The organism is Paenibacillus sp. TCA20 (assembly GCF_000732325.1).
Taxonomy (GTDB): Bacteria; Bacillota; Bacilli; order Paenibacillales; family Paenibacillaceae; genus Paenibacillus; species Paenibacillus urinalis.
On the sequence record NZ_BBIW01000005.1, the window covers coordinates 293,638 to 316,540 of the forward strand.

At 42.8% G+C, this 22,903-nt stretch carries 22 protein-coding genes and 1 riboswitch; of the genes, 4 read left to right on the forward strand and 18 right to left on the reverse strand.

Annotation, left to right across the window (positions count from 1 at the left end; genetic code table 11):
* Position 1: 1 nt before the first annotated feature.
* The 13 genes from TCA2_RS12320 to TCA2_RS12380 all read right to left on the reverse strand — a co-directional run bounded on the left by TCA2_RS12320 (position 2) and on the right by TCA2_RS12380 (position 14,365).
* On the reverse strand, positions 2–940 hold the full coding sequence (locus TCA2_RS12320) for a sugar ABC transporter permease (RefSeq protein WP_152557736.1): 939 nt from the start codon (positions 938–940) through the stop codon (positions 2–4).
* Between the two features lie 218 nt (positions 941–1,158).
* Positions 1,159–2,664 carry a response regulator gene (locus TCA2_RS12325; protein ID WP_047911890.1) on the reverse strand — a complete coding sequence of 502 codons (1,506 nt, stop codon included), beginning with the start codon at positions 2,662–2,664 and terminating at the stop codon, positions 1,159–1,161.
* Positions 2,661–4,256, reverse strand: a complete 1,596-nt coding sequence (locus TCA2_RS12330) for a sensor histidine kinase (protein ID WP_047911891.1) — start codon at positions 4,254–4,256, stop codon at positions 2,661–2,663. The genes TCA2_RS12325 and TCA2_RS12330 overlap by 4 nt, the downstream gene beginning before the upstream one ends.
* 446 nt (positions 4,257–4,702) lie before the next feature.
* Complete coding sequence (gene thpD, locus TCA2_RS12335) at positions 4,703–5,608, reverse strand: ectoine hydroxylase (RefSeq protein ID WP_047911892.1); 906 nt, start codon at positions 5,606–5,608, stop codon at positions 4,703–4,705.
* Between the two features lie 28 nt (positions 5,609–5,636).
* Positions 5,637–6,014: an ectoine synthase gene (locus tag TCA2_RS12340; RefSeq protein WP_047911893.1), complete on the reverse strand. Its 378-nt coding sequence runs from the start codon at positions 6,012–6,014 to the stop codon at positions 5,637–5,639.
* Positions 6,011–7,303 (reverse strand): diaminobutyrate--2-oxoglutarate transaminase, encoded by a 1,293-nt coding sequence (gene ectB, locus TCA2_RS12345; RefSeq protein WP_047911894.1) that lies wholly within the window; start codon positions 7,301–7,303, stop codon positions 6,011–6,013. Before ectB ends, TCA2_RS12340 begins: the two co-directional genes overlap by 4 nt.
* Before the next feature lie 17 nt (positions 7,304–7,320).
* Positions 7,321–7,833, reverse strand: a complete 513-nt coding sequence (gene ectA / locus TCA2_RS12350; protein WP_047911895.1) for a diaminobutyrate acetyltransferase — start codon at positions 7,831–7,833, stop codon at positions 7,321–7,323.
* Positions 7,834–7,863: 30 nt separating this feature from the next.
* Complete coding sequence (gene ehuA, locus TCA2_RS12355) at positions 7,864–8,646, reverse strand: ectoine/hydroxyectoine ABC transporter ATP-binding protein EhuA (protein WP_081872477.1); 783 nt, start codon at positions 8,644–8,646, stop codon at positions 7,864–7,866.
* Between the two features lie 83 nt (positions 8,647–8,729).
* Positions 8,730–9,392 (reverse strand): ectoine/hydroxyectoine ABC transporter permease subunit EhuD, encoded by a 663-nt coding sequence (gene ehuD, locus TCA2_RS12360; protein ID WP_047911896.1) that lies wholly within the window; start codon positions 9,390–9,392, stop codon positions 8,730–8,732.
* Positions 9,393–9,394: 2 nt separating this feature from the next.
* Positions 9,395–10,048, reverse strand: a complete 654-nt coding sequence (ehuC, locus tag TCA2_RS12365; protein WP_047911897.1) for an ectoine/hydroxyectoine ABC transporter permease subunit EhuC — start codon at positions 10,046–10,048, stop codon at positions 9,395–9,397.
* Position 10,049: 1 nt separating this feature from the next.
* The gene (gene ehuB / locus TCA2_RS12370) at positions 10,050–10,949 is read right to left on the reverse strand and encodes an ectoine/hydroxyectoine ABC transporter substrate-binding protein EhuB (RefSeq protein ID WP_052511953.1); all 900 of its coding nucleotides are present in this window, start codon (positions 10,947–10,949) and stop codon (positions 10,050–10,052) included.
* Between the two features lie 289 nt (positions 10,950–11,238).
* A riboswitch (cyclic di-AMP (ydaO/yuaA leader) is annotated at positions 11,239–11,380 on the reverse strand.
* A 325-nt stretch (positions 11,381–11,705) separates the two neighbouring features.
* Positions 11,706–12,908 carry a glycoside hydrolase family 5 protein gene (locus TCA2_RS12375; RefSeq protein ID WP_047911898.1) on the reverse strand — a complete coding sequence of 401 codons (1,203 nt, stop codon included), beginning with the start codon at positions 12,906–12,908 and terminating at the stop codon, positions 11,706–11,708.
* 305 nt (positions 12,909–13,213) lie between these two features.
* Positions 13,214–14,365: a Gfo/Idh/MocA family protein gene (locus TCA2_RS12380; RefSeq protein ID WP_047911899.1), complete on the reverse strand. Its 1,152-nt coding sequence runs from the start codon at positions 14,363–14,365 to the stop codon at positions 13,214–13,216.
* 165 nt (positions 14,366–14,530) lie between these two features.
* Between TCA2_RS12380 and TCA2_RS12385 the strand changes: the two genes are divergently transcribed.
* Positions 14,531–15,415, forward strand: a complete 885-nt coding sequence (locus TCA2_RS12385; RefSeq protein ID WP_047911900.1) for an AraC family transcriptional regulator — start codon at positions 14,531–14,533, stop codon at positions 15,413–15,415.
* 21 nt (positions 15,416–15,436) lie between these two features.
* On the opposite strand, the gene TCA2_RS12390 is transcribed toward TCA2_RS12385, so the two are convergent.
* Together TCA2_RS12390 and TCA2_RS12395 are read right to left on the reverse strand one after the other, a co-directional pair.
* On the reverse strand, positions 15,437–16,255 hold the full coding sequence (locus TCA2_RS12390; protein WP_047911901.1) for a pentapeptide repeat-containing protein: 819 nt from the start codon (positions 16,253–16,255) through the stop codon (positions 15,437–15,439).
* A 47-nt stretch (positions 16,256–16,302) separates the two neighbouring features.
* Positions 16,303–16,617, reverse strand: a complete 315-nt coding sequence (locus TCA2_RS12395) for a helix-turn-helix domain-containing protein (protein ID WP_047911902.1) — start codon at positions 16,615–16,617, stop codon at positions 16,303–16,305.
* A gap of 72 nt (positions 16,618–16,689) precedes the next feature.
* Here TCA2_RS12395 and TCA2_RS26175 point away from each other — a divergent pair, with 72 nt between their 5' ends.
* Positions 16,690–17,382, forward strand: coding sequence for an NADPH-dependent F420 reductase (locus TCA2_RS26175; protein ID WP_274520935.1), 693 nt, complete (start codon positions 16,690–16,692; stop codon positions 17,380–17,382).
* Positions 17,383–17,518: 136 nt separating this feature from the next.
* On the opposite strand, the gene rarD is transcribed toward TCA2_RS26175, so the two are convergent.
* The 3 genes from rarD to TCA2_RS12415 all read right to left on the reverse strand — a co-directional run bounded on the left by rarD (position 17,519) and on the right by TCA2_RS12415 (position 20,004).
* Entirely contained in the window at positions 17,519–18,397 is an 879-nt protein-coding gene (rarD, locus tag TCA2_RS12405; protein WP_047911903.1) for an EamA family transporter RarD, read from the reverse strand.
* Between the two features lie 186 nt (positions 18,398–18,583).
* Positions 18,584–19,159 carry a sugar O-acetyltransferase gene (locus tag TCA2_RS12410; protein ID WP_238546372.1) on the reverse strand — a complete coding sequence of 192 codons (576 nt, stop codon included), beginning with the start codon at positions 19,157–19,159 and terminating at the stop codon, positions 18,584–18,586.
* A 131-nt stretch (positions 19,160–19,290) separates the two neighbouring features.
* Positions 19,291–20,004, reverse strand: a complete 714-nt coding sequence (locus tag TCA2_RS12415) for a glycosyltransferase family 2 protein (RefSeq protein ID WP_047911904.1) — start codon at positions 20,002–20,004, stop codon at positions 19,291–19,293.
* A 297-nt stretch (positions 20,005–20,301) separates the two neighbouring features.
* Between TCA2_RS12415 and TCA2_RS12420 the strand changes: the two genes are divergently transcribed.
* Positions 20,302–21,903, forward strand: a complete 1,602-nt coding sequence (locus tag TCA2_RS12420) for an extracellular solute-binding protein (protein ID WP_052511958.1) — start codon at positions 20,302–20,304, stop codon at positions 21,901–21,903.
* A gap of 95 nt (positions 21,904–21,998) precedes the next feature.
* Positions 21,999–22,889, forward strand: coding sequence for a sugar ABC transporter permease (locus TCA2_RS12425; RefSeq protein ID WP_047912007.1), 891 nt, complete (start codon positions 21,999–22,001; stop codon positions 22,887–22,889).
* The last annotated feature ends 14 nt before the right edge of the window (positions 22,890–22,903 follow it).

Below are 22,903 nucleotides of genomic sequence, written 5' to 3' on the forward strand. Positions count from 1 at the left end.
CTTACCAAAGAGCTTGATCAAATTTGCGTGCGATATAGTTGGCTGTAAATACCAGGATAAATGCAACGAATGACTCGAATAATCCCATTGCCGTTGTTAAACTGAACTGTGCACCCTGTAAACCGACCCGATATATGTAAGTACTTATTACATCTGCAATCTGATTTACATTTGAATTCTGAAGCATGAATACCTGATCAAAGCCTACTTCCATCACCCTGCCCATCGATAGGATAAGTAACAATATAATCGTTGGACGAATGCCGGGCAGGGTAATATGCCAGATCTGTCTTAACTTTCCTGCGCCATCCATTCCCGCTGCTTCATATAAGTTTGGATTAATTGTAGATAACGCAGCCAAAAAGATAATGGCATTAAAGCCCATATCCTTCCATATTCCTGATCCGACAAAAATAGCAACCCACGAGAATTTCTCATACATGAATGGGTAAGCTTCACCGGTGAACTGCTCAACAATTCGATTAACCAGACCATTCTCCATGGCAAAGGCCGTCGACACCAGCATGGCAATGATTACCCATGATAAGAAATGCGGCATATAAACAATAGTCTGGACCGTTCGCTTAAAGAACATATTGCGTACTTCATTAAGCATAATGGCCAAAAGGATCGGAATAGGAAAGCCTACAATGAGGCTTAGCAAGCTTAGTAACAAAGTGTTCCGGATGATCTCTAAAGTTCGGGGATCCTGAAACAATAGCTCAAAATATTGAAATCCAACCCAAGGGCTGTTTATGATTCCGTCATAAAAGTTATAGTCTTTGAACGCAATAACTAGGCCGCCGATCGGCGCGTAACGGAATATAAGATAAAACAAGATAACAGGTATAAACATAATTAACAGAGGTATGTTTGTTTTAAAGCGTTTCCATTTTGGGCCGCTCCATTTACTCTTCACTTTAGGGCCTTCGGGGTACATGGCTGAACTCGTGTTCCTAATCTCCATCGGATACTCCTCTCTTTCAAGTTTTTCGTTTATTGCTTATGCCTTAATTTTACAAATTGCATATAGCCAAAACATTTAAAATCTTACGAATTATTATTGAAATTCTACACACTAAGCGTAACTCTCGCACAAAAAACAGCCGACTGAATGAATTCTTAATTCAGCCGGCTCCAAGAATAGTTGCCACAACTTTAATCTTCATATTGCCTTCTATAAGAACGAGGAGATACACCTGTTAACTGCTTAAACACGACTGTAAAATAACTTGAATTATCAAATCCGACTCGCTCGGCAATTTCCGTCATCTTCAGTCGTGTATACTGTAACAATCCTTTAGCTTCTTCAATTCGCAGCTGGCTGACGTAGTTGGTAAGCCCAATTCCGGTTTCTCTTTTGAACAGATTACTCAGATAATTAGGTGTTACATGGACATACGCAGCAACCGCCTGAAGAGAACAGTCACTATAATATTGGTTCTTGATATATTGCTTGGCTTGATACACGATATCATCCTGTTGACTGTTTAACCATTGTTTAAAAATACTCAGAAAGTCTGCACCTTTTTCTCTGGCCCATTGCAAGATCTCCTGCACAGTCCGAAATTCAAGGATTTGAGCAGGATTAAAGTCTTCTCCTGTTACTTCCGCTCTAATATGCTTGAAATCTGACAGCAAAATACTGGACAGTACTGACACCAGTGTGTACATCCTCATTTTACAAATCTGCAGTTCAGATGTTACTGTTCGTTCCACGTACTCCATAATTCTCTGCTCGACTGCCGACAGATCACTAGTAATCAGTAAAGACAGAATTTCTTCCTTAAGCATAGTGAAGCTATCCATTGCTGCTGAATCTTCTAATACACCTTCACCTTGTAGATTGAAGGAAGTTGTGAATTGGGTTGCTAAATCATCAAACCCATCTAATATTCCGAGCTTCAGCCAGCTTATCTCCAATCCCATAAAATGACGCACGGCCTCAAAGACAGCTTCGCTGTAAGTTTCCACTGCAGGCTCATGCTTGAATAAGAACGCAAACGTTTCCTTGCGCAGCGGCAAATAAATCCCTTCGACAGCGTGTCTCTGCTGCAGCTCCTGTATAATATTTGTTATAGCATAATAGAGAAGATCAATATCATCCGGATTATAATTTCTACCGGGCAGATCATAGCTGTCAATGTGAAGGATGTAGAACGACGCTCCCTTCCAATGCTGCATCCACTCCTCCCTAACTCCCCTCTCACAAGGAAAGCCGAACAAAGCTGAGCGGAACAGCTCGATCTGCCTTTGCTGTTTCATAAGTCTTATATTCAGCTGCTTTAATCGGAGCTCCTCATAAGCTTGACGTAGCACCCGGTATGCTTCATCCAACGAGAACGGCTTTAATAGGAATTCCACCGCTCCATAACGGAGTGCACGCTGCGCATATTCAAAATCACGATAACCTGTTAAAATGATCACTTTAATATCCGGATGCATATGAGACAGCCACTCCATGAACTGTAGTCCATCCATCACCGGCATATTAATATCCGTTATGATTAGATCCGGCTTGTTTAATTCCACCGACAGCATTGCCTCTTCCCCATCTGATGCTTCTCCGACCACTTCCCAGCCTAGTTGATTACTTGATATCAATTGCACAAGCCCTTCACGAAACCAAATTTCGTCGTCTACGACAAGCAATTTACCAATCAACGATCCTCACGCTCCAATCGCAAATAGGGCAATTTTATACGCACCAAAGTTCCTTGCCCAATTACGGATTCGAAATCAACTCCATATGGGGGACCAAACTCTAGTTCAACCCGCCTGATAATACTTCCCGTTCCAATGCGATTACGTTTGTCCGTCGGCGGAGCCGATGCGGCCATCATTATTCCGTCAATCATCTCCTGTGACATTCCACAGCCGTTATCACGAATCTCGATCACAAGAGACGGATCTGCAGCATCAGAATGAGACTGAATATATCCTGATATCACTAATCGGCGATCTGTCTTTTTGTCGCGAAAAGCATGAATGAAAGCATTCTCCACAATGGGCTGGATGAGGAGCCTGAACACGCGGCATTCCATAATTTCTTCTGGCATATTCATATCAACTGTGAGTGAATCAGGATAACGTTCTTTCTGTATTTCCACATAATTGTGAATCTGACGGATCTCATCCCGAAGTGTGGTCATTTGCTGAACAGGTTCCAGCGAATATTGCAGCATTTCTGATAGGTTGTTAATGAGACGAGCAGACCTCTCATCTCCAAGCATATAGAATTTCCAGAAGAACATCCCTAATGTATTGTATAAAAAATGAGGATTGAGCTGCGCTTGAATCGCCTTCAATTCAGCCTCTTTCTCATTAATTCTGCGTTCGTACATTTCATAAATTAGATTCTCGATTTGGCTGGTCATGTTGTTGAAGCTCTCTCCCAAGTAGCCCAGCTCATCCTTACTCTGAATTGGAACACGGGCATCGAACTTACCTGCTCTTACATGTCTCATTCCTCTCACAAGGTTACCGAGTGGACGCAGTAGAATACGACTGATGACAATGACGATGATACTGAGGCTTACAAAGCTCGCAAGTGCAGAAACTACAGCTACTTGCAGTATCACCTTGCTTTCACTTTGAATTTGCGCAAGAGAAACCTTGCTTACAAGCGTAAACCCGACTCGTTCAGATTGTTGTCTAGTATACATATAGGAAGTGCCATTCTCTTTACGGACGATACTTCCTAGTGACGGAAATTCCCCGAGTTTCGGTTCCTCTGCATAGGTTCTGTCATTTAACAAGTATAGAAGCCGACCTTCCTGATCAAATAGATAAGCTTCTGCATCCTCATGAACACGTAGATCCTTCATATGCGACTCAAACAACGAATTGTTAAATAAAATGAGCATGGTTCCATAGGTATCCAGATCAATGGTGCGCATCAGCCGGCCGGCTACCACCATATTTGCCGTGTTTAATTGATGAAAATCGTTTTCTTCTGCTCTGCTCCAGACATACTCCCCACCCGTTGGAATTAGCCTTGTCAGTGTTTCGTTCAGATAAGAACTGTTGAAATTGTTGAATCTGCCTGAGAATGAACCTAGATTGAGAATGTTCCCCTTAAGATCGTAGATTCGAATCCCCATGATCTCTGGCGCATCCAGTCTTACTTGATAGATTTCCTTGTCCAATAATTGTTCGAGTTTTAACCGCTCGTAGGAGCTGGATTGCTCGTTCAGCTTCATGACTTCCTGACTGACCGACGGATTTAAGGTGATGTAATCCGTTATCCGATACATCTCGTTGACTCTTGAATCCAGTTGAGCGAGAATTTGCTCTGTTGTCATATAATACTGACGACTGATTTCTTCGTTAAACAACGACAAATGAATGCGATAAGTAATTATGCCTGTGATGAGTGATATAAGGATATTGGCAACGGATATTGCAATAATTAATTTCGTGCTAAATTTATAATTTCTTCCTAACGACCTCCATCCTTTCCTAATCTTTAATCCCCTCCATTTTTTCAGTTATACAACCATATGTAACCGCTATCACTTTTATATTGAATGATTCATGAATTGGAAGTCAACTAACTTGCTAATCAGATTTAATGAAAAATGGAGCCGTTGCCGTAAGGCCAACCGCTCCATTATTATTGAAAAGTCTATGATATGAATATGATCTTACCACGAATAGATATACCTGATTCCTCGCCCGAAATCCTGTCTACCTATATAATTTAGATAGATTGACGAGCAGCAATATATTCTGGTCTTGGATCCTGTCCTGAATACGGTTCTACGACCTTATTTTCAACACTATTATATACCATGAAAATATTACTTCGCGGGTAAGGCGTTATATTGCTGTTCGATCCGTGCATAATGTTACAATCGAACAAGAGTATAGAGCCAGCTTTACCTACAGGTGTATCTATCCCGTTTTTCTTAACCATTTGGCTCAAGCTATCTGGATCAGGAACACCATATTCTTGTTTTCTTAACGAATCTTTAAAATGATTTTCAGGAGTACGGCCGATACATGCCACAAATTGTTTGTGAGAACCGGGAACCACCATAAGCGGTCCATTGAAATGATAATTATCTTCCAACGCAAAGGAGCAGCTTAATGCTCTCATACGCGGCATTCCATCCTCCACATGCCAGGTTTCAAAGTCGGAATGCCAATAGAATTCTTTCCCTGTAAAACCAGGCTTGTAATTGATACGAGATTGATGTATATAGGTCTTGCTTCCGAGTAAATAGTCTGTGATCGCAACTATTCTAGCATGCTTTGAGAGATTCACGAATACCGAATTGCTGTTATGAACGGCAAATACAGACCGTACCTCGTCACCACCTGGCTCACGAATAATTCTGTCATCCTGGATATTGCTCACTTGTTCTTTCAAATTTCTGGCTTCAGTCTGATAATGCTGTAATTCATCTTCATCGAAAAAGTTCTCTATAAACAAATAGCCATTGCGCTCATAGAAGTCTGACTGTTCCTTGGAAATAGGAGCTTGGGTGGACCATTCCGAATAGAGGACTGGATCCTTTCTGTTCAAAATTTTTGGCTCCAAGTGGATTCTAGAAGGATAAAGGTCTTTTTGTTCTTCATGTAAGGCAGATAATTTTTTGTTCATGACAATAACATCTCCTTCGAATGAATTTTTAAAGCAGGGGATACGTTCCTTCTTCGTCATGCACTTCTGCTCCAGTCAGCGGAGGATTAAAGACACACACCATTCGCATATGGCTGCGAGCTCTAAGATAATGCTTTTCATGACCATCCAAAGCATACATCATGCCTGGAGAGATCCGATACGTTTCTCCTCCTATTACCTCGATCTCACCTTCACCTTCGATGCAATACACTGCTTCTACATGGTTTTTGTACCAAATTAACGTCTCTGTTCCCGCTTTGATTAGCGTATCATTCAGTGAAAATCCCATGCCATCCTTCGTCAACAGCAATCTTCTTGAATTCCAAGTTTGTGTATCAATGTCATCCTTCGAATGAATAATTTCTTCTAAATGCTTAACGATCATGTTAACCTCTCCTCTTTAGCTAATTGGTCTATACTGTTCTTAAATATCTCAAGTCCCTTTTCCAAGAATTCCAGCTCTATCGTAAGTGGAGGCATAATTTTTGCTACCTCACTGTAAGGACCTGATGTTTCCATTATCAATCCATGTTCAAATGCGATCTCTGATAATCTTCCAGCGTGTTCGGGCTTGTCAAAAACAAGCCCCTGAATCATGCCTCTGCCGCGGGACTGAACGATAAGCTCAGGGTACTGAATTGAGATACTTTCTAATGTACTGCGAATCTGATGTTCTCGAATCCCAATATCCAGCTGAAAGTCCTTCGTTTCCCAATAGTTTAGAGCTTCCGCTGCTGCGACGAATCCAAGATTATTACCTCTAAACGTTCCATTATGCTCGCCAGGCTGCCAGATATCGATCTCTGGTTTTATCAGGGTTAGCGCCATTGGAAGGCCGTATCCACCAATGGATTTTGAAAGGCAGATAATATCAGGCTCGATCCCTGCGTCATCAAAACTGAAGAATGTACCTGTTCTGCCGCATCCCATCTGTATATCATCCAGGATCAGAAGAATTCCTTTCTTTTTGCACAGCCGCTCAAGATTACGTAGCCATTCCCTACTAGCAGCATTCAGACCACCCTCTCCCTGCACGGCTTCAACGATGATTGCAGCTGGAAGTGGTATGCCGCTCCCTGGATCATCAAGCATTTTCTCCATATACCGAATTGTATCTACCCCTGAACCGAAGTAACCATCGTACGGCATAAATATGGAGTGGTTCAGATCTACTCCAGCACCTTGCCTTTTAAAGGCATTTCCTGTAACAGACAGGGAGCCGAGTGACATACCGTGAAATGCATTTGTAAAACATAGAACCGTGGATCTCTTAGTCACTTTGCGCGCAATCTTTAAGGCAGATTCAACGGCGTTGGTTCCTGTTGGACCGGGAAACATCACTTTATGATCCCATTCTCTAGGCTTCAGAATCACCTCCTTGAAACGGGTCAAGAAATGTTCCTTCGCGTCTGTTGCCATATCAAGGCTATGGGTAACTCCATCACGCATCATATAATCAATCAGCTTGTTACGAATTATTTCATTATTGTGACCGTAATTCAGGGCACCGGCCCCTGCGAAAAAATCGATATACTCGTTCCCCTGTGTATCCCACAATCTCGAATTTTTTGCCTTATCAAAGACGGTTTGGAAACTACGGCAATAACTCCTCACTTCCGATTCCATTTCATTAAACACAGTTAACTTCGGCATCTCCATGACTTGATTATCCATTGTTTCCCTCCATCTGTTTAAATGTCATTAAAAAAAGGACCTATAACAAAAAGCGGCTCATCCTCATGAATTGACTCGTTTGGAAACAGTTCTTTTCCATAGCCCACTGTGACCGTGCTAGGTATTGACTTCTCTTCGGCAAAGCTTAGAAATAACCGGCGAGAGGCCATGTTGCTCGGTGATACAGTAGCTTCAATGAATCGAACTCCTTGCATCGTCCTATGTTTAAGCAATCTAGTTAGCATAGACTTGGCAATGCCTTGTCTCCGATGAGAAGAAGCGACAGCTACCTGCCATACAAACAAGGTTTCCGGATTTCTCGGTGAGCGAAAGGCAGATATGAAACCAACTATATTTTCATCATCTTCTGCAACAATACAGGTATCTTTGAAATAATCCCCGAGCATCATGTAGCAATACGGCGAATTCAGATCAAGTGATCCCGTTCCTCGAATTAATTCCCATATCCGGCTTCCATCTTCTGCTGCCGGCTGTCGGTACGTCACTTCTTTTTGAGTGTTTACAGTCATCTTGCTCCTCCTTTCCATTAATATCAGAATTCAATTGGATTCTCCTCCAGAACGGAATCGTGCAAGAAAGCTTTGCAGACGCTCACTCTGAGGATGATCAAAAATTTCCTCCGGTGTTCCCTGTTCAACGATTACTCCTTCTGCACCGAAGATTACCCGATCAGCAATATCCTTTGCGAAATCCATTTCATGAGTGATGAGCATCATGGCCATCTCCCCTTCTTCCGCGATCTCACGAATAACCTCTAGTACTTCTCCTACAAGTTCGGGGTCGAGAGCTGAGGTAACTTCGTCAAATACCATTACTTTTGGCCGCATGACTAGTGCCCTTGCTATCGCCACTCGCTGCTTTTGGCCACCTGACAAGCTTGCAGGGTACATCTTTAACTTATCAGCAAGACCTACCTTACCAAGCATAGAAATGGCTCTTTCCTCGGCCTCCGCTTTAGATAAACCAAGCACCTTTCTTGGAGCTTCTGTTACATTGCGAAGTACGTTCATATGTGGAAACAGATTGAAATGTTGAAAAATCATACCGACATTACAGCGCATTTTGTGAAGATGCTTTTCATTCGCCCGAATGATCCGTCCTTTATCCTCCATGTGCCATAGCAGTTCGCCGTCAACCTCAATGGTTCCTTGGGTTGGCTCTTCAAGCGTCATGAGCATTCGCCCCAATGTGGTTTTACCTGAACCACTTGGTCCAATGACAGCCACTTTTTCACCAGGTCTTATTTCCAGGTCAATGCCCTTCAGCACTTCCACATCTCCGAAGGATTTGGTTACACCGCTATATTTCACGATCGGGTTCATTTCGGTATTTGTCGTACCCCCTCGTACTGTGCTTAAATCAGTACCTTTCAGAATGACTGAGCTCACACATGTAGCCTCCTTTTTTATTTTCCTCGTTGCAGATTAAGTCTTTTCTCTACTTGCTGCACCAGCAAAGACGAAACATAGCTAATGATCAAGAACAATATGCCAACAAGTGTATAAGGTTCAAATGCCCGAAACGACTCGGACACGATGTTTTTGGCTGTCAGCATCAGCTCAACTACTGTGATCGCACTCAGAATCGGTGTTTCTTTAAACATGACAATTAAGTAATTGCCCAATACCGGGATAATGGGAGGAATCGCCTGAGGTAAAATAATGGTGCGCCAGGTTTGTGCCTTTGTATAGTTCAGTGCAGTCGCTGCTTCCCATTGCCCCTTATCCACTGCTTCAATACCTGATCTGTACACTTCTGATAAATAAGTGCTGTAGTGAAGGCCAAGTCCGATTACGCCTGCATAGAACGCAGGAATGGATAAATTCGTGATCAACGGCAGGCTGTAGTATAGGAAGAAGACCTGCACCAGTAATGGTGTGTTTCTTACAAATTCAATAATTCCTTTGGTGATCAGCGAGATCGGTTTGAATTTGCTTCGAGCAGCAAAGGCGAGGAGAAGCCCCACAATTAGTGCCAGGACAAAGGCGCAAAGCGTAATCCATACCGTCATTTGGAGAGCACCAATCAGTTCCGGCAAAATTTCAACGACATAATTCCAATCCCACATGCTTACAACCTCCCCGCTGTCAGTTTACGCTCTAGCTGTCTGACTCCCATTGAAACGAGCGTAGTGATGACAAAATACATGAGGAGCAGCAGAATAAGGATCTCCGTTGTCCAGGAAATGTAATTGTTGCGTAGAACCATCGCCTGATATGTCAAATCCGCCATCGTAATGAAATATACAAGTGAAGTCGACTTGATGAGCTCCACAAGCTGATTACCGAACGGAGGGAGCATCTGCATGGAGGCTTGGGGGAGAATAACGTTCCACAACCGCAGGCCAGGCTTCATATTTAATGCTGTTGCTGCCTCCCATTGTCCTTTCGGTACCGAGAGTACAGCACTTCGAACAATCTCTGATCCGTATGCACCATAATTAAGTCCTACAGCAAGGATGGCAGCCAACATTTTTGGAAGCTCGATCCCGATGAACGGAAGTGCAAAATATAGCCAGAATAACTGAACAAGAAGTGAAGTTCCTCGAAATATCTCAACGTATATCGTAGTAAGAGTGCGAACGATCCATAGTTTAGACAAGCGGCAGAGCCCAGCCGCAAAGGCTACGATTAGAGCCAGAATTGCTGAAAAGAAAGCGACCGTTATTGTAATTTCTGCCCCTTTCAGCAGGGTTGGGAGAAAATCAAGCCATGAACTTGGCATGTTATTCTCCGCATAGGGCTGCAGCTGTCATTTCGCCTGGAAGCTCTTCTTCAGTAAATCCAAATTCCTGCAAAATTTCTAACAGCTCACCCGACTCCTTCATTTTTGTAAGCTCAGCATTGTATGCTTCTTGAAATTCCGTATCCGCCTGACGAAATGCTGTCGCTCCATACCCGCGGACACTCTCACCATCAATGACAGGCTGCTTGAAACCTTCAACACGTTCAATCTGATCATCGCTCGCGGACTCCAGCATAGCGGTAAGCGACGGACCTGTCATGGTGATCGCCTGTACTCTGTCTGCTTGCAAAGCACTAATAGCTGAGGCTTGATCGGGAACCTGAACAATACGGTCAGAAGGAACTCCCGACTCTTCCATATAACCAATTTCTACAGCTCCTGTCATAACTGCTACTTTGGCATTATCATCTGCCGCAATATCTTCATAGCTGGTTAGGTTAAGGGGATTCCCTTGTTTTACCGCGAGCGACTCCCCAATGCTGTATTCCGGATCTGCAAATAATACAGCTGAACAGCGATTAGGATTAATAAACATACCTGCCGTAATCATGTCAAAACGATCTGCTTGAAGACCCGCGATTAAAGAACCAAACTCTGTAAGCTCGCCCTTCATCTCTTTTACACCTAGTCTTTCTAGGATAACTTTTGCAATCTCGACGGCTTCGCCCGTTAGCTCTCCATTTTCGTCTTTATAGGCGTAAGGCTTCTCGTTAGCAAATCCCACCGTGATATATCCCTGATCAATCGCTTGATCAAGGGTGCTTCCTTTTTCCCCACATGCTGTCAATGACAATACCAAAACAGTTAACAATACAAGAATAACGCCCTTCTTCAAACATCCCACAACCTTTCCACGTTCTGTAATCTTGATAAATGGCATAGCAAAATTAACCTAGTATATATATGTTTTTACTAGGATATTAAACATCAAAAAGTCACGAGTCAGTATGAAAACAAGCCCCAAACAAGTCCTTTTGATTTACTTGTACTCACCTAACTGACATTTTATGAGTTTCTTTCGTTTTTTCTCATGATCCCCCCTTGTAAAATTAAAAAATGACCGCCTATCCAGGGAACAAGACATAGCTCCGCCAGCAGGGGTCAAAATGAAGAAAAAGGCCCCCTTAGAATTAAAAAGGGCCTTTTGTGATGATATGCATTATGTATACAAGACCCATCCACTGCTGACGAGGTTAGCTGACGGACTCGGGTAAGATGGTACCCTACACTCGAATTCAAGTGATTCGCCCCATTAATACTGGTTCCCCCGCTTTCCAGATTCTGTATCTGAAAACTAAGCGTGATTCCATGATAAAGGGATGTTCTGGAAATGTCAAACCGATTTTATTGATTTTTTGGAAGAAACTCCGTGTTTTTTGCAATATACAACTGTTTTTATCCCACGTTATACTATTTCAACAAATGAATACAAACCCACATTATTCCTTTGTTTGTTAGGTCATAAGCAGTATAATCAGCCATACAAGTGCAGTAACAGAATTAAATCATCAATACATAAACTATATAATTTTGTGTTGCAGTGACTCGTGACTAGGTATGTAAATGTATAAAGCCAAAAACGGCCTGTCCCCTATTACGGGAACACGCCGCTTGTACGATTAAACGCATCGCTTAATTATTGCATACCTTGCATGATGGCATTAATGATGCCTTGCTGGGTAACGGTATTATTCGAGCGGTTAAACAGAGCAAATCCATGCTGTCCGTTATGACCATTGTCCCAATAAACCGGAACCGATTTGTATTTCTTAGAGGTTGCTGCTACCGCTTTGGCAAAAGCTTGACGGTAAACGTTATTAGTAGAATCATACGCCGTTTTATCGATAGAGCCGAATTCACCAATGACAACCGGATAGCCTTGGGTTACAAACTTATCATGCATCGCTTTGATTTGCGATTCCAGATAGTCCTCTTGTCCCCAAGTGGATTTCTTAGAAGGATTCGTTGCCGTTGCACCCCACTGTGTAATATTGCCGGATTCCTCACCTGCAAAATCCCATGGAGAGTAATAGTGCGCCGAGATCATGATTCTCTTCTCCGAGCTTGGAATAGCGGAAGATCTGAAATTATCCGTCGGAAGAACGAAGCCATAATTACCTACCGTGTAATCAATGTTGGTATTCCAGCCTGGAATCAAGAGCCATCTGGCATTGTTATTGCCTCCGGTCTTGCGGACCGTATCCACAAAGATTTGATTGTAGGCGTTCAGATTTGCGTAATATGCTGCATTCGGATTGCCGTAAGTACCATCAAATACTTCGTTCATTGATTCAAAAATAAGACGCTCATTATAGCTGCTGAATTTAGTAGCAATTTGCTGCCAAACCTTTTGGTATTTTTCCTTAATGGCAGCTTGATTACTTCCATTCACCAACAGCCATCCGCCAGGTACGGAATTGTATCCATCCCCATGAATATTAATAATGACATACATGCCTTCGTTGTAAGCATAGTCAACCACCGTTTTGATTCGGTTCAACCAAGCTTCGTTGATTGTATAGTTGGGAGCGCTTCCAATATGATTAAGATACGATACAGGGATTCGAATGGTTTTGAAACCGGCAGCCTTTACCTTTTGAATCAGCTGCGGTGTAATGACTGGATTGCCCCAAGCGGTCTCATTCGGGGTGCCGTTTACTGTTGCTTCAAGCTGATTGCCTAAATTCCAACCCGCACCCATCTCAGGTACAATTTGCGAAGCTGACAAAGACCTGAAGTTAGCTGCGGATGCGCGTGTGCTCCAACCTGTAAGGACAACGGTCACTAGTAATACAAGAGCTAAGCTGAGAACGCCAAATTTCTTCATTTGTGCAAGCATAACGAATCCTCCGTTTATCATATTTTGTTTTAACAAGTGATTCATTTAACAACCTTTAATATAACTTTCAGTTGCAATATTTTCCTCCTCCCCCTAACAATTAAACAAACAAAATATAGTTGTAACACTAACAGAATAACATAATTATGGAAGCGCGTAAATATGGTATTTCGATAGTTTCTTACAAATATTTCATTCGTTCAAAGGCGTACACCACGATGCAACAAAAAAGCCGCTGAATCAGCGGCTTTACGAAAGGATCGTCAATGAAATTTATGATTCACCTCATCTATTATTGGATTTAACTATTCCAATGACGTACCTGTAGTAATCTCTTGATCAGCGAAATTATCGATATGACCACTTTTTTCATAGAAATGAATGGCATGCTGTTTGACGCCTGCTTGCGTATAGAATGAATCCCCCGCAGCCAGCGGAAGACTAACGATCTCTCCTGTACTGGCCGCTGTATAAATAGCCATGATCATTTCCAAGGTCGTACGTCCGCTAACTCCGTCAATCAATGGGGGTTCGCCTGTCTCAATAGCACGCAGGACATTATCAATTTGAGCAGCATGCCCCTCATACGGCAGATCAGGCAGACGCTCATAAGCTTGTTGCAGCTGTTCTTCGAGCTCGGCATTCTTTTCAGGGAAACCGTTCGACTTCGAAGAGGAAGCGTATATTTTCCAAGGGGCCGAAATTCGAGCATGCCTTCCTTGAAAAATAAACTGCTGCTCTTCACCATGATGCACAACCGAGCTGGTGATCTGTCCGAGTGCCCCATTCGGAAAACGAAGCATCGCAATCGATAGATCTTCCACCTCCGCATTGTCATGGGAAACATTGCTCATGAATGCTTGAACCTGACTCGGACGTCCCATCATCCAGAGCAAGGCGTCAATATGATGAACCGCATGGTTCAGCGTACATCCGCCTCCTTCCTTCTCCCAGGTACCACGCCACCAGAGATCATAGTAACAGTGACCGCGCCACCAGAAGGAATCCACTTGAGCATGCAGGATGGGTCCTGCAAGCCCGGTGTCCAGCATCTTTTTAAGCTTCATGATTGGATTGGTGAACCGGTTTTGAGCCACCACTGACAATACTTTACCGCTCTTCTGGGCGGCTTCGATCATGAGATCACATTCCTCCAGCGATGAAGCCATGGGCTTTTCCACCAGAACATGAATTCCCGCATTCAGAAAATCGATCGCTGTCCGTGCATGCTCATATGGAGGTAGACAGATGGAGACGAGATCAATTCCGTCATGAAGCAGTTCTTTGTAATCGCTGACAACTTTAGCGCCCAGTCCATACTCCTCTTTCTTTGCTTCAGCCTTGTCAGGATATATATCACATAAGGCTGCTATTTGACAGCGATCCTTAAACTGTAAAAAACCATCAATATGAGCTCTGGAAATGGCCCCAGCACCAATAATCGCAACCTTTTGCATTGCACATCCTCCCTTTACCTAACGTTGTCCTCAACCATGATCATACCTCAACAAGAGTATTCATTGTGATGCTGTAATGTGGATAAAATAACGCTATATTGCGGTTTTGTAAAAGGTTCGATATATTGGTAGCATTGAAGATACATGCTGGGAGGATGATGCAATATGCGATATGATCTTCATCATTTTAATGAAAAGAATCTGCATTTCGCGTACAGACGCAAAAGTATTAATAATGAACATAGGGAAACATTTCACTCTCATCTGGGCATCGAGCTGCTATTCATCCACGATGGGCGCGGTACGATGATCGTAAATAACCGAAGCTATGAGATTAAACCCGGCATGCTCTGTATATTTCAGCCTTATCAGCTTCATCATCTAACATTGGATTATTCAAATGATCAATGTTTTGAAAGATCCATGGCTATTTTTGAACCCAGTCTGTATGATTCCTATTTCGAAAAATGGCCTGTGCTTCACGCTTTTTTTAAACATATTTGTCAAGGTAATCTGCCCTTTCCCTGCCTGTATGACGTTGACGATCAGCAAATCCTCATTCACCAATTCAAATCCTTCCAAGAGCGTATCCCTAATATAGACGAGTCCAATCGCTCAGAGGAGGTTTCACTCTTTCTTGTCAACTTGTTCCATTTAATTCATCCCCTGTGGATTGAACGGGAAGGTAATTCGGCAATTCTTCCTGTTAAGCGCAAAAACCACCAGGTGGAAAAAATATTAAGCTGGATCGAAAAAAACTATCATACTCCTTATCGTTTGGACGACTTAGCCGCTTCCTTACACCTCTCTTCTTACCACCTTGCTCACTTATTCAAAGAAGCAGCCGGAGTCAGCATTTCTCAATACATTGCGGCTCGCAGAATACATCAGTCTGTTCAATTGTTAACAACGACAAACAAGCCGATCCTGGTCATTGCAGAGGAAATCGGCTTAATGAATGTGTCGTATTTTTGCAAATTATTTAAAGACTATATGGGTGTTACACCGCTCCAGTATCGTAAAAGATGGATTAATCATCCGTTTAATTGAAAGTAATGAATCCAACTCCGCCTAAGATTTTGCCAGCCAATGAGCAGGGAATTTCAAATAACGGGGTAATTGAGTATGTTGATTCCCCTTTGCCGAATTGACTTGTGCTTGAGTAAGGAAGATACATCCCGTTAGATTTGCACCAGACAAATCAGCGTTTCTTAGGTCTGCCCCAATAAAATCCACTTTTCTTAAGTCAGCTTTTCTCAGATCAGATGCAATTAATAAGGCCCCTCGTAGATTTGCACCTCTGAAGTCAATACCTTTCAAATTTGCACCTAAATAATCCAGTCCTCTGCGTACTTTACTTTTTTTATTGCTTTGAATGAAATCTTTTCGAACCCATTCACTTGTTTTCAATAATAAATCATTCACGATTGCCCTATGATTTGCTACATCTAAATTCAATATATCGCTAGGGTTAAGTCTCGTTAGGGATAAAGTTTGCTCATAAACGCTGTGTAACTCATCATGTATGGTGTGAGTGTCTTCTAAATCCAAGGCTTGATGTAAGTAATACAGCATTTCATGTAATTGTTGAACAATAGGAAACACGGCAAACATTTCATTCGATAACGCTGGATTGGATTTCCAATCTCTGCCTTTGTAAATTTCTTGCGAAACATGTTGTCCTGCTCCAAAGCATTCATAGGAAACACATCCATGAAAGCCCTTATCTCTCAGATGCTCATGTATGCTGCAGCGATGATCTGAATACAAGTTACGACAAGGGACTCCCCCTTCTTTATCAAAAGAAAAATCGGCTGATTTGGCATAGGGTAAGGCTACACAGCATATTCCAAAGCAATTCTCACAATCTGATTGTAATCTGGTATTCAAATAAACACTTCCTATTCATTCTTACTATAAATCCACTTTAACCATATTCAATTATGATTCTGACCCCACTCGCTCATCTGATCAAGGAATACAATCATAGACCTTCCTGATGATGTCAACGTATATTCTACTCTTGGCCTTGGTTCGGGATATGCTCTCCTTTCAATAATTCCGTCACCCTCAAGCTCACGTAGCTGCTCTGTTAGTATTTTTTTTGAAATGGATGGAAGATGCCTTTGCAGTTCACTATACCGTACTGGTTTGTTGTTATTGAATAGATGCCTATATATAGGAATTTTCCATCTTCCGCTTAGCATAGATATCACCGACTCTACCGGACATTCACTCGGCTGGACAGGCATTATCTCACCTCACTTATTTTCAATTATATACCAAAGCACATACAAACGGATTGGATACTTAAAAGTGCCTAATTGTACATAAGAATTAAAACTCATACAATCACTCCTAGAAGGGAGAGAATGAACATGAATATCGGGATTCTTGGCGCGGGGAACGTAGGTACAATGTTAGGCAAAGGGTTAATTAGGGCGGGTTATAATGTCTGCATCAGCAGTCGTGTTTCACATGATCCCAAACATTTAAAATGGAAGCATGAAGTAGGTACAGCAGGAGATATTACAGCATTTCATGAAGCCGCGCTGTTTGGTGAGTTGATTATTCTGGCTCTTCCATGGTATTGCTTAAAAGATGTCATTGAAACAATTAATCCTGTCTATTTCAAAAATAAGACGGTCGTTGATGTAAGCAATGCGGTATATTTTGATGACGGTCCACGCTTGCAGCTTGTTGATACATCAGCAGGAGAAGTCATCCAACAGCTGTTACCGGAAAGTCATGTTGTTAAAACATTAAATACAGTCAGCGACAAGATTATGATTCATCCCCATTTCAAGGAAGGCTCTCCCATTATGTTTATATCTGGGAACAATCCATCCTCCAAAAATCAGGTCAACACTCTTCTTAAGGACCTGGGTTGGTCCACGATTGTTGACCTGGGTGATATTAGACAAAGCCGATTACAAGAATCCATGATGCTAGCGTGCGTGATCAGTGAAACTCAATTACAATCGCCAGGATCGGCGTTTGCCTTATTGAGAAATTAAGCTATTATTCTCATCGAAACCTAGATCCTCGTTGTTTGTCCACTTCATAATCTTATCCTGTTTTAATTATAATGAAGAAACGCCCATTCCCTGCTTATGGTGCGGGAATGGGCGTATTGAGGTTACCAGAATGCTGTCAGCTCGCCTTCGCGAGTTTTGTGCTTCGAATCGATGCTGCAGCGTATACAACGAGTGCAACCCAGATCAGTGCAAAACCAACGAGCAGAACCGGCGATACCGATTCCTTGAATACAAATACGCTTAGTAACAGCATAATCGTCGGCCCAATGTATTGAACAAAACCGAGTGTAGACAGAGGCATCCGTGCAGCTGCACGTGCAAAAAAGAGCAGTGGCAGCGCCGTAACCACACCGGATAGCAGCAGCTCGATGAATGTGTGGGCAGGCAGTGTCCATGCTGTTGTCTTTCCTGTTGCGGCCAAATAGACCCAGTAGCCAAGCGCGATAGGCAGGACTACAGCCGTCTCTGACAGCAAACCTACGGAAGCATCTTGTGCGATTTTCTTCTTGGCGAGTCCGTATAATCCAAACGATACGGCAAGAGAAATCGCAATCCATGGAAACCGTCCATAATCGATGGCAATGATGAGCACTGCCGCACCAGCAATCGCAATCGCAAACCATTGGCCTCGGTTTGGCTTCTCACGAAGGAAGACGACCGCTAACAGCACGTTCAGTAACGGATTCAAATAGTAACCAAGGCTTGTCTCAACGACATGCCCATCGTTAACCGCCCAGATAAAGATCAGCCAGTTCACAGCAATCAGTAATCCACTGGCAGTAAGTGACAGCAGGAGCGTCCTGCTGGCCACGATTCGCTTCATATCCCCCCAGCGCCGCTGTAATGCGACAAGTATACCCATGAAGACGAACGACCAGACAACTCGGTGAGACAGGACCTCTCCTGCCGGCACATTGTCAAAGAGCTTCCAATACAGCGGAAGCACTCCCCACATAATGTACGCAATAATCGCATTAACCAACCCGCTGTTCATTATTAATTTCCCTCTTCTCTCTCTGATGTCTGAAGGAATTATACGCCTCGAACTCATTGAGGTAAAGGAAATTATCTTATCAACGAGAGGAAACCGAAAAAAAGGGAGGTTGGCGCTTCTTCAGGATCACTTCAAAAATGATATAGGATAATCAAACAAAATGGCTTAAATACTTGTACTCGATTTCTATAGTCCTAATTTATCTTCATCAGTAATTGGTCTAATCACTTTACAAGGCACACCTGCCGCAATAACATTAGCTGGTATATCTTTTGTCACTACGCTTCCAGCACCAATGATTGTGTTATCTCCGATTGTCACACCTCCAACTATCGTCACGGAACCTCCTAACCAAACATTATCACCTATAGTAATGGGCAATGAACGCTCATACCCCATTTTTCGTTCTCCTGCATCGAATGCATGATTAGGTGTATACAAGCTGACATTCGGCCCAAACAGGACATCATTCCCAATTGTTACTTTAGCACAATCCAATATGGTGCAATTTGTATTGGCGTAAAAACTGTTGCCTATTGTCATGTTATAACCATAATCACAATTAAAGGGTGATTCAATCCATGGGTTTTCCCCGATAAAAGGAATAAGCTTTTGAATGATGTGATTTCTCTCTTCACGCTTTGATGGAGCTATTTTATTGAGTTCAAACAATAAATCTTTAGCTCTTTCCCTGTCATCTGTTAGTTCTTTGTCCCAAGGAATATAGAATTCCTGATTCAACATTTTTTCTTTTGCATTCAATGTGCTTTCCCTCCAGATTTTGTTGAAATATTAGAATATTATAAAGTATAATTCACAAAAAAACATGAACTATAGCTTATTGATAACAAAGAAGCAGACTGCTGTGGCAATCTGCTCCTTCGTTAATACGATTAGAACTCTTTATCTGCAATCGGACGAAACTGGTCTGTGACCGTAATCAATTTGCTGCCTCTTAGATAAAACTCGTCATCGGCTCTCCATGTATGGCTCTTCTTGTTCTGCCTGCGATGATACACATAGTTATAAGGTGAGGTAGCATATGTTTTAAATCCTCTCTTCCTGCACTGTCTCAGAAACGTAACATCTTCGCCTACTGACCGATCGGTGAATCGAACCTTTCTAAGAACTTCCTTCTTGAACAGTATCGTCCCGCCTTGTACAAATTCAACAAATTTGCTTGCCTCATCAGGGGATCTGATCAATAGCTTCTTTGAAGCGCCTAGATATACGAGACAAGAATGTTTTCCTACGATATCACTGTTGGTCCTCTTCAGTGCTCCTACTTGTTCTTTCAAATAATAGGCGGAATAATAGTCGTCATCATCAACCTTCGCAATTAACGGAAAGCGGGCACGCTCGATACCTGCATTTAAGCATTGTCCTAATGATATCCTTTCGGGAACTTGGAATATACTTACATTGGCGTACGCTCGAATGCGGTTACGATACGATTCTAGATTCATGCTGTCATGATTCAGAATGATAATTAGCTCTTTGTTCTTGTATTGCTGTCTATTAAAATTTGTCAGGATATTATTAAAAAATTGCGGTCTATTCGTACATACAACAATAGAAACGCCATATTTACTTCCTTTTCTCTTCAAGGCTTAACCTCTCTTCTATCCATGATTTTTTATCATATGGTAGAAGGGTTGAGCCCGTGTAGGCAAACAGAAATGAATTCATATAGCAAAGTGAGTTAAGTTCTCTCAGTAAAAAAAGAATGTACAAAGTAAAATTTGTGCACGTTTGACGCTTTGTCTTCCGGCCTATTCATGATATAGGTAAAAAAGTTGCCGCTTCTCGTCAATAACTTTGATATCTCTTTATACCCTCCTCCTTTACAATATTTTCAAGCAAGTCTTTCATGAAAATATATTGTGAATAGGGGGAAACAAAGTATGGCTAAGAAAACGGCAGCTTTAATTCTATCTCTATGTATTTCAACCGCTTTGTTGGCAGCCTGTAGCAATGACAGCAGTACAGGAAAGGATTCGGTCAATACGGATTCAGGAACGAAGGATTCTGGGAACGTAACCATTCGCACGGTGACCTCTGAATACACTTCCGCAAAATACCCTGCTGGAGACGATATTACAAACAACGTGTGGATTAGGCGGTACAAAGAAAAGTTCAATATCGACGTCAAAACGGACTGGGTCAGTGATGAGTATGATACGAAGCTCAATCTAGCCATTTCATCGAATAACCTCCCCGATGTGTTCAGAGTCAATCCCTCCCAGCTGCAGCAGCTGATCGAAGCGGATATGGTGATGGACCTTACGGAGGTCTTTGATCAAAAAGCATCAGAGCGCCTTAAAGGCTACATGGAGGCCGATGCAGACAGCTATGAATCAGGCAAGAAGGACGGAAAATTGTATGGAATTCCACAAATGCACTGGGGATTGATCGAACAGCCGGATTTTATCTGGATACGAAACGATTGGAAGGAAGAGCTTCAGCTTGATGACCCCAAATCTGTAGAAGACATCAAGAACATTGCGCTGAAGTTTATGGAAAAACACGGAGGTTACGGCATTGCCGTAGACCAAACGCTGGATTACCTGAATCTGCTCGCCATCGCTTGGAATGCTCATCCGGATATGTGGATTGAGGATAGCAGTGGACAACTCGTATACGGCTCCATTCAACCCGAGATGAAGGCTGCGCTGGCAGAATGGGCGGAATGGTATAAGCAAGGTATCATCGATCCGGAATTTGCGATCAAGGATTTCAACGCAATGAACGCGGATATCGTAGCAGGCAAAGTTGGTATCCAGCCTTATTACCAGTGGTGGGGCTATAACCCAGGTGTAGATACCGTATCGAATCTGGGTAAGGATGCCATATTCTATCCATATCTCATCCCTACGGTCGATGGTAAGGAAGCGAAGCAATCGATCTTCTTCGCGAACGGCAGTTATATCGTTATGAAAAAAGGGTTCGAACATCCTGAGGAAGTCATCAATCTTTTAAATGACTATGCCTACATTGTGGACGAAGGTGCAGGCAAGGAATCCGAGGAAGAATTGTCAGCCTTACTGGACAATGATATTGCCCATGTGGTCGGGGCGTTCCGGGTTCTCAATCCGAATTCCGATTACGAGCAATACGAGGCTGTATCGGAAGCCCTTAAATCCAAGGATACCAGCGGACTGATAACTTCCGGGATGTGGCAGAAATATAACAACAGCGTGGAATTTATGGAAAATGCAACACCAGGAGCCGTCGGCGATTATTTGCAGCAAGGTGCTCCAAAAACGGCGTACGGCCTGTCTAAGCATATCCTGGACAGCGGAAACTATACCAAGACGGCAATGTGGGGAGCCATGCCAGAACAACTGGCGAGCTACGGTACAACACTTGACGATATCCTGACAGAGGGCTTCACGAAGATCATTATGGGTGAAGATATTGACTACTTCGATACGGTGGTTCAGAACTGGCGGTCAGCTGGTGGAGATGAAGCCACCAAGGCAGTTAACGAAAAATACGGGAAATAACCGTTTGCTGTCAGGAGAGGATGCGTACGTTCTCCTCTCCTTTATTTATAGAAACCGATCCACGCCCTTATTCACTCAAGAACGGAGGATTAGGAATGCTCAGAAAATTAAAGCAGCAGAGCCCCTACCATCTCATGTTGTTACCTAGCATTGTTTTGGTATTCATCTTTAGTTACATCCCTTTTTACGGACTCATTATTGCATTTCAAAAGTACAATCCTGGCCTGGGCTTTAACTCGCCTTGGGTCGGGTGGGATAATTTTGCCCACGTATTTAGTCAGCCTAACTTTGTAAGAACGATCTGGAATACGCTCTATATGTCCGCTTTTAAAATTATCGGCGGCATCGTTGTACCCGTCATTTTCGCCTTGCTTCTGAACGAAGTAGCTCACAATGCTATCAAACGAACATTTCAGACACTTGTCTATATCCCAAATTTCTTGTCTTGGGTGATCATGGCCGGTATTATGCTGGATATTCTTAGCTCCGATGGCATCGTTAACACCTTTCTGGGCGTATTCGGGATGGGGCCGATCTCCTTCCTTGGCGAGCCTTCGTTATTTCCATGGACAATGATCTTAAGCGATATTTGGAAGGGATTTGGCTTTGGCACGGTGGTCTACTTAGCAGCTCTGACCAGCATTGATCCAGGAATATATGAGGCAGCCGTTATTGACGGTGCCAAGAGGTGGAAGCAAACGATCTACATTACCTTACCTCTCCTTATGCCGACGATAGTCTTGATGACCGTACTCTCGCTTGGAAACGTACTCAACGCCGGCTTCGACCAAATTTACAACCTGTACTCTCCTGTCGTATATCAGACCGGTGATATTATCGACACATACGTCTACCGTCTTGGAATTCAACAGGCGCAATATTCCATCGGTACAGCCATTGGATTATTCAAGTCCGTCATCTCCAGCGTGCTGGTTGCCTTGTCGTATTTCCTTGCCTACAAGGTAGCGGGCTATCGTATCTTCTAAGGGAGGCACTGCCA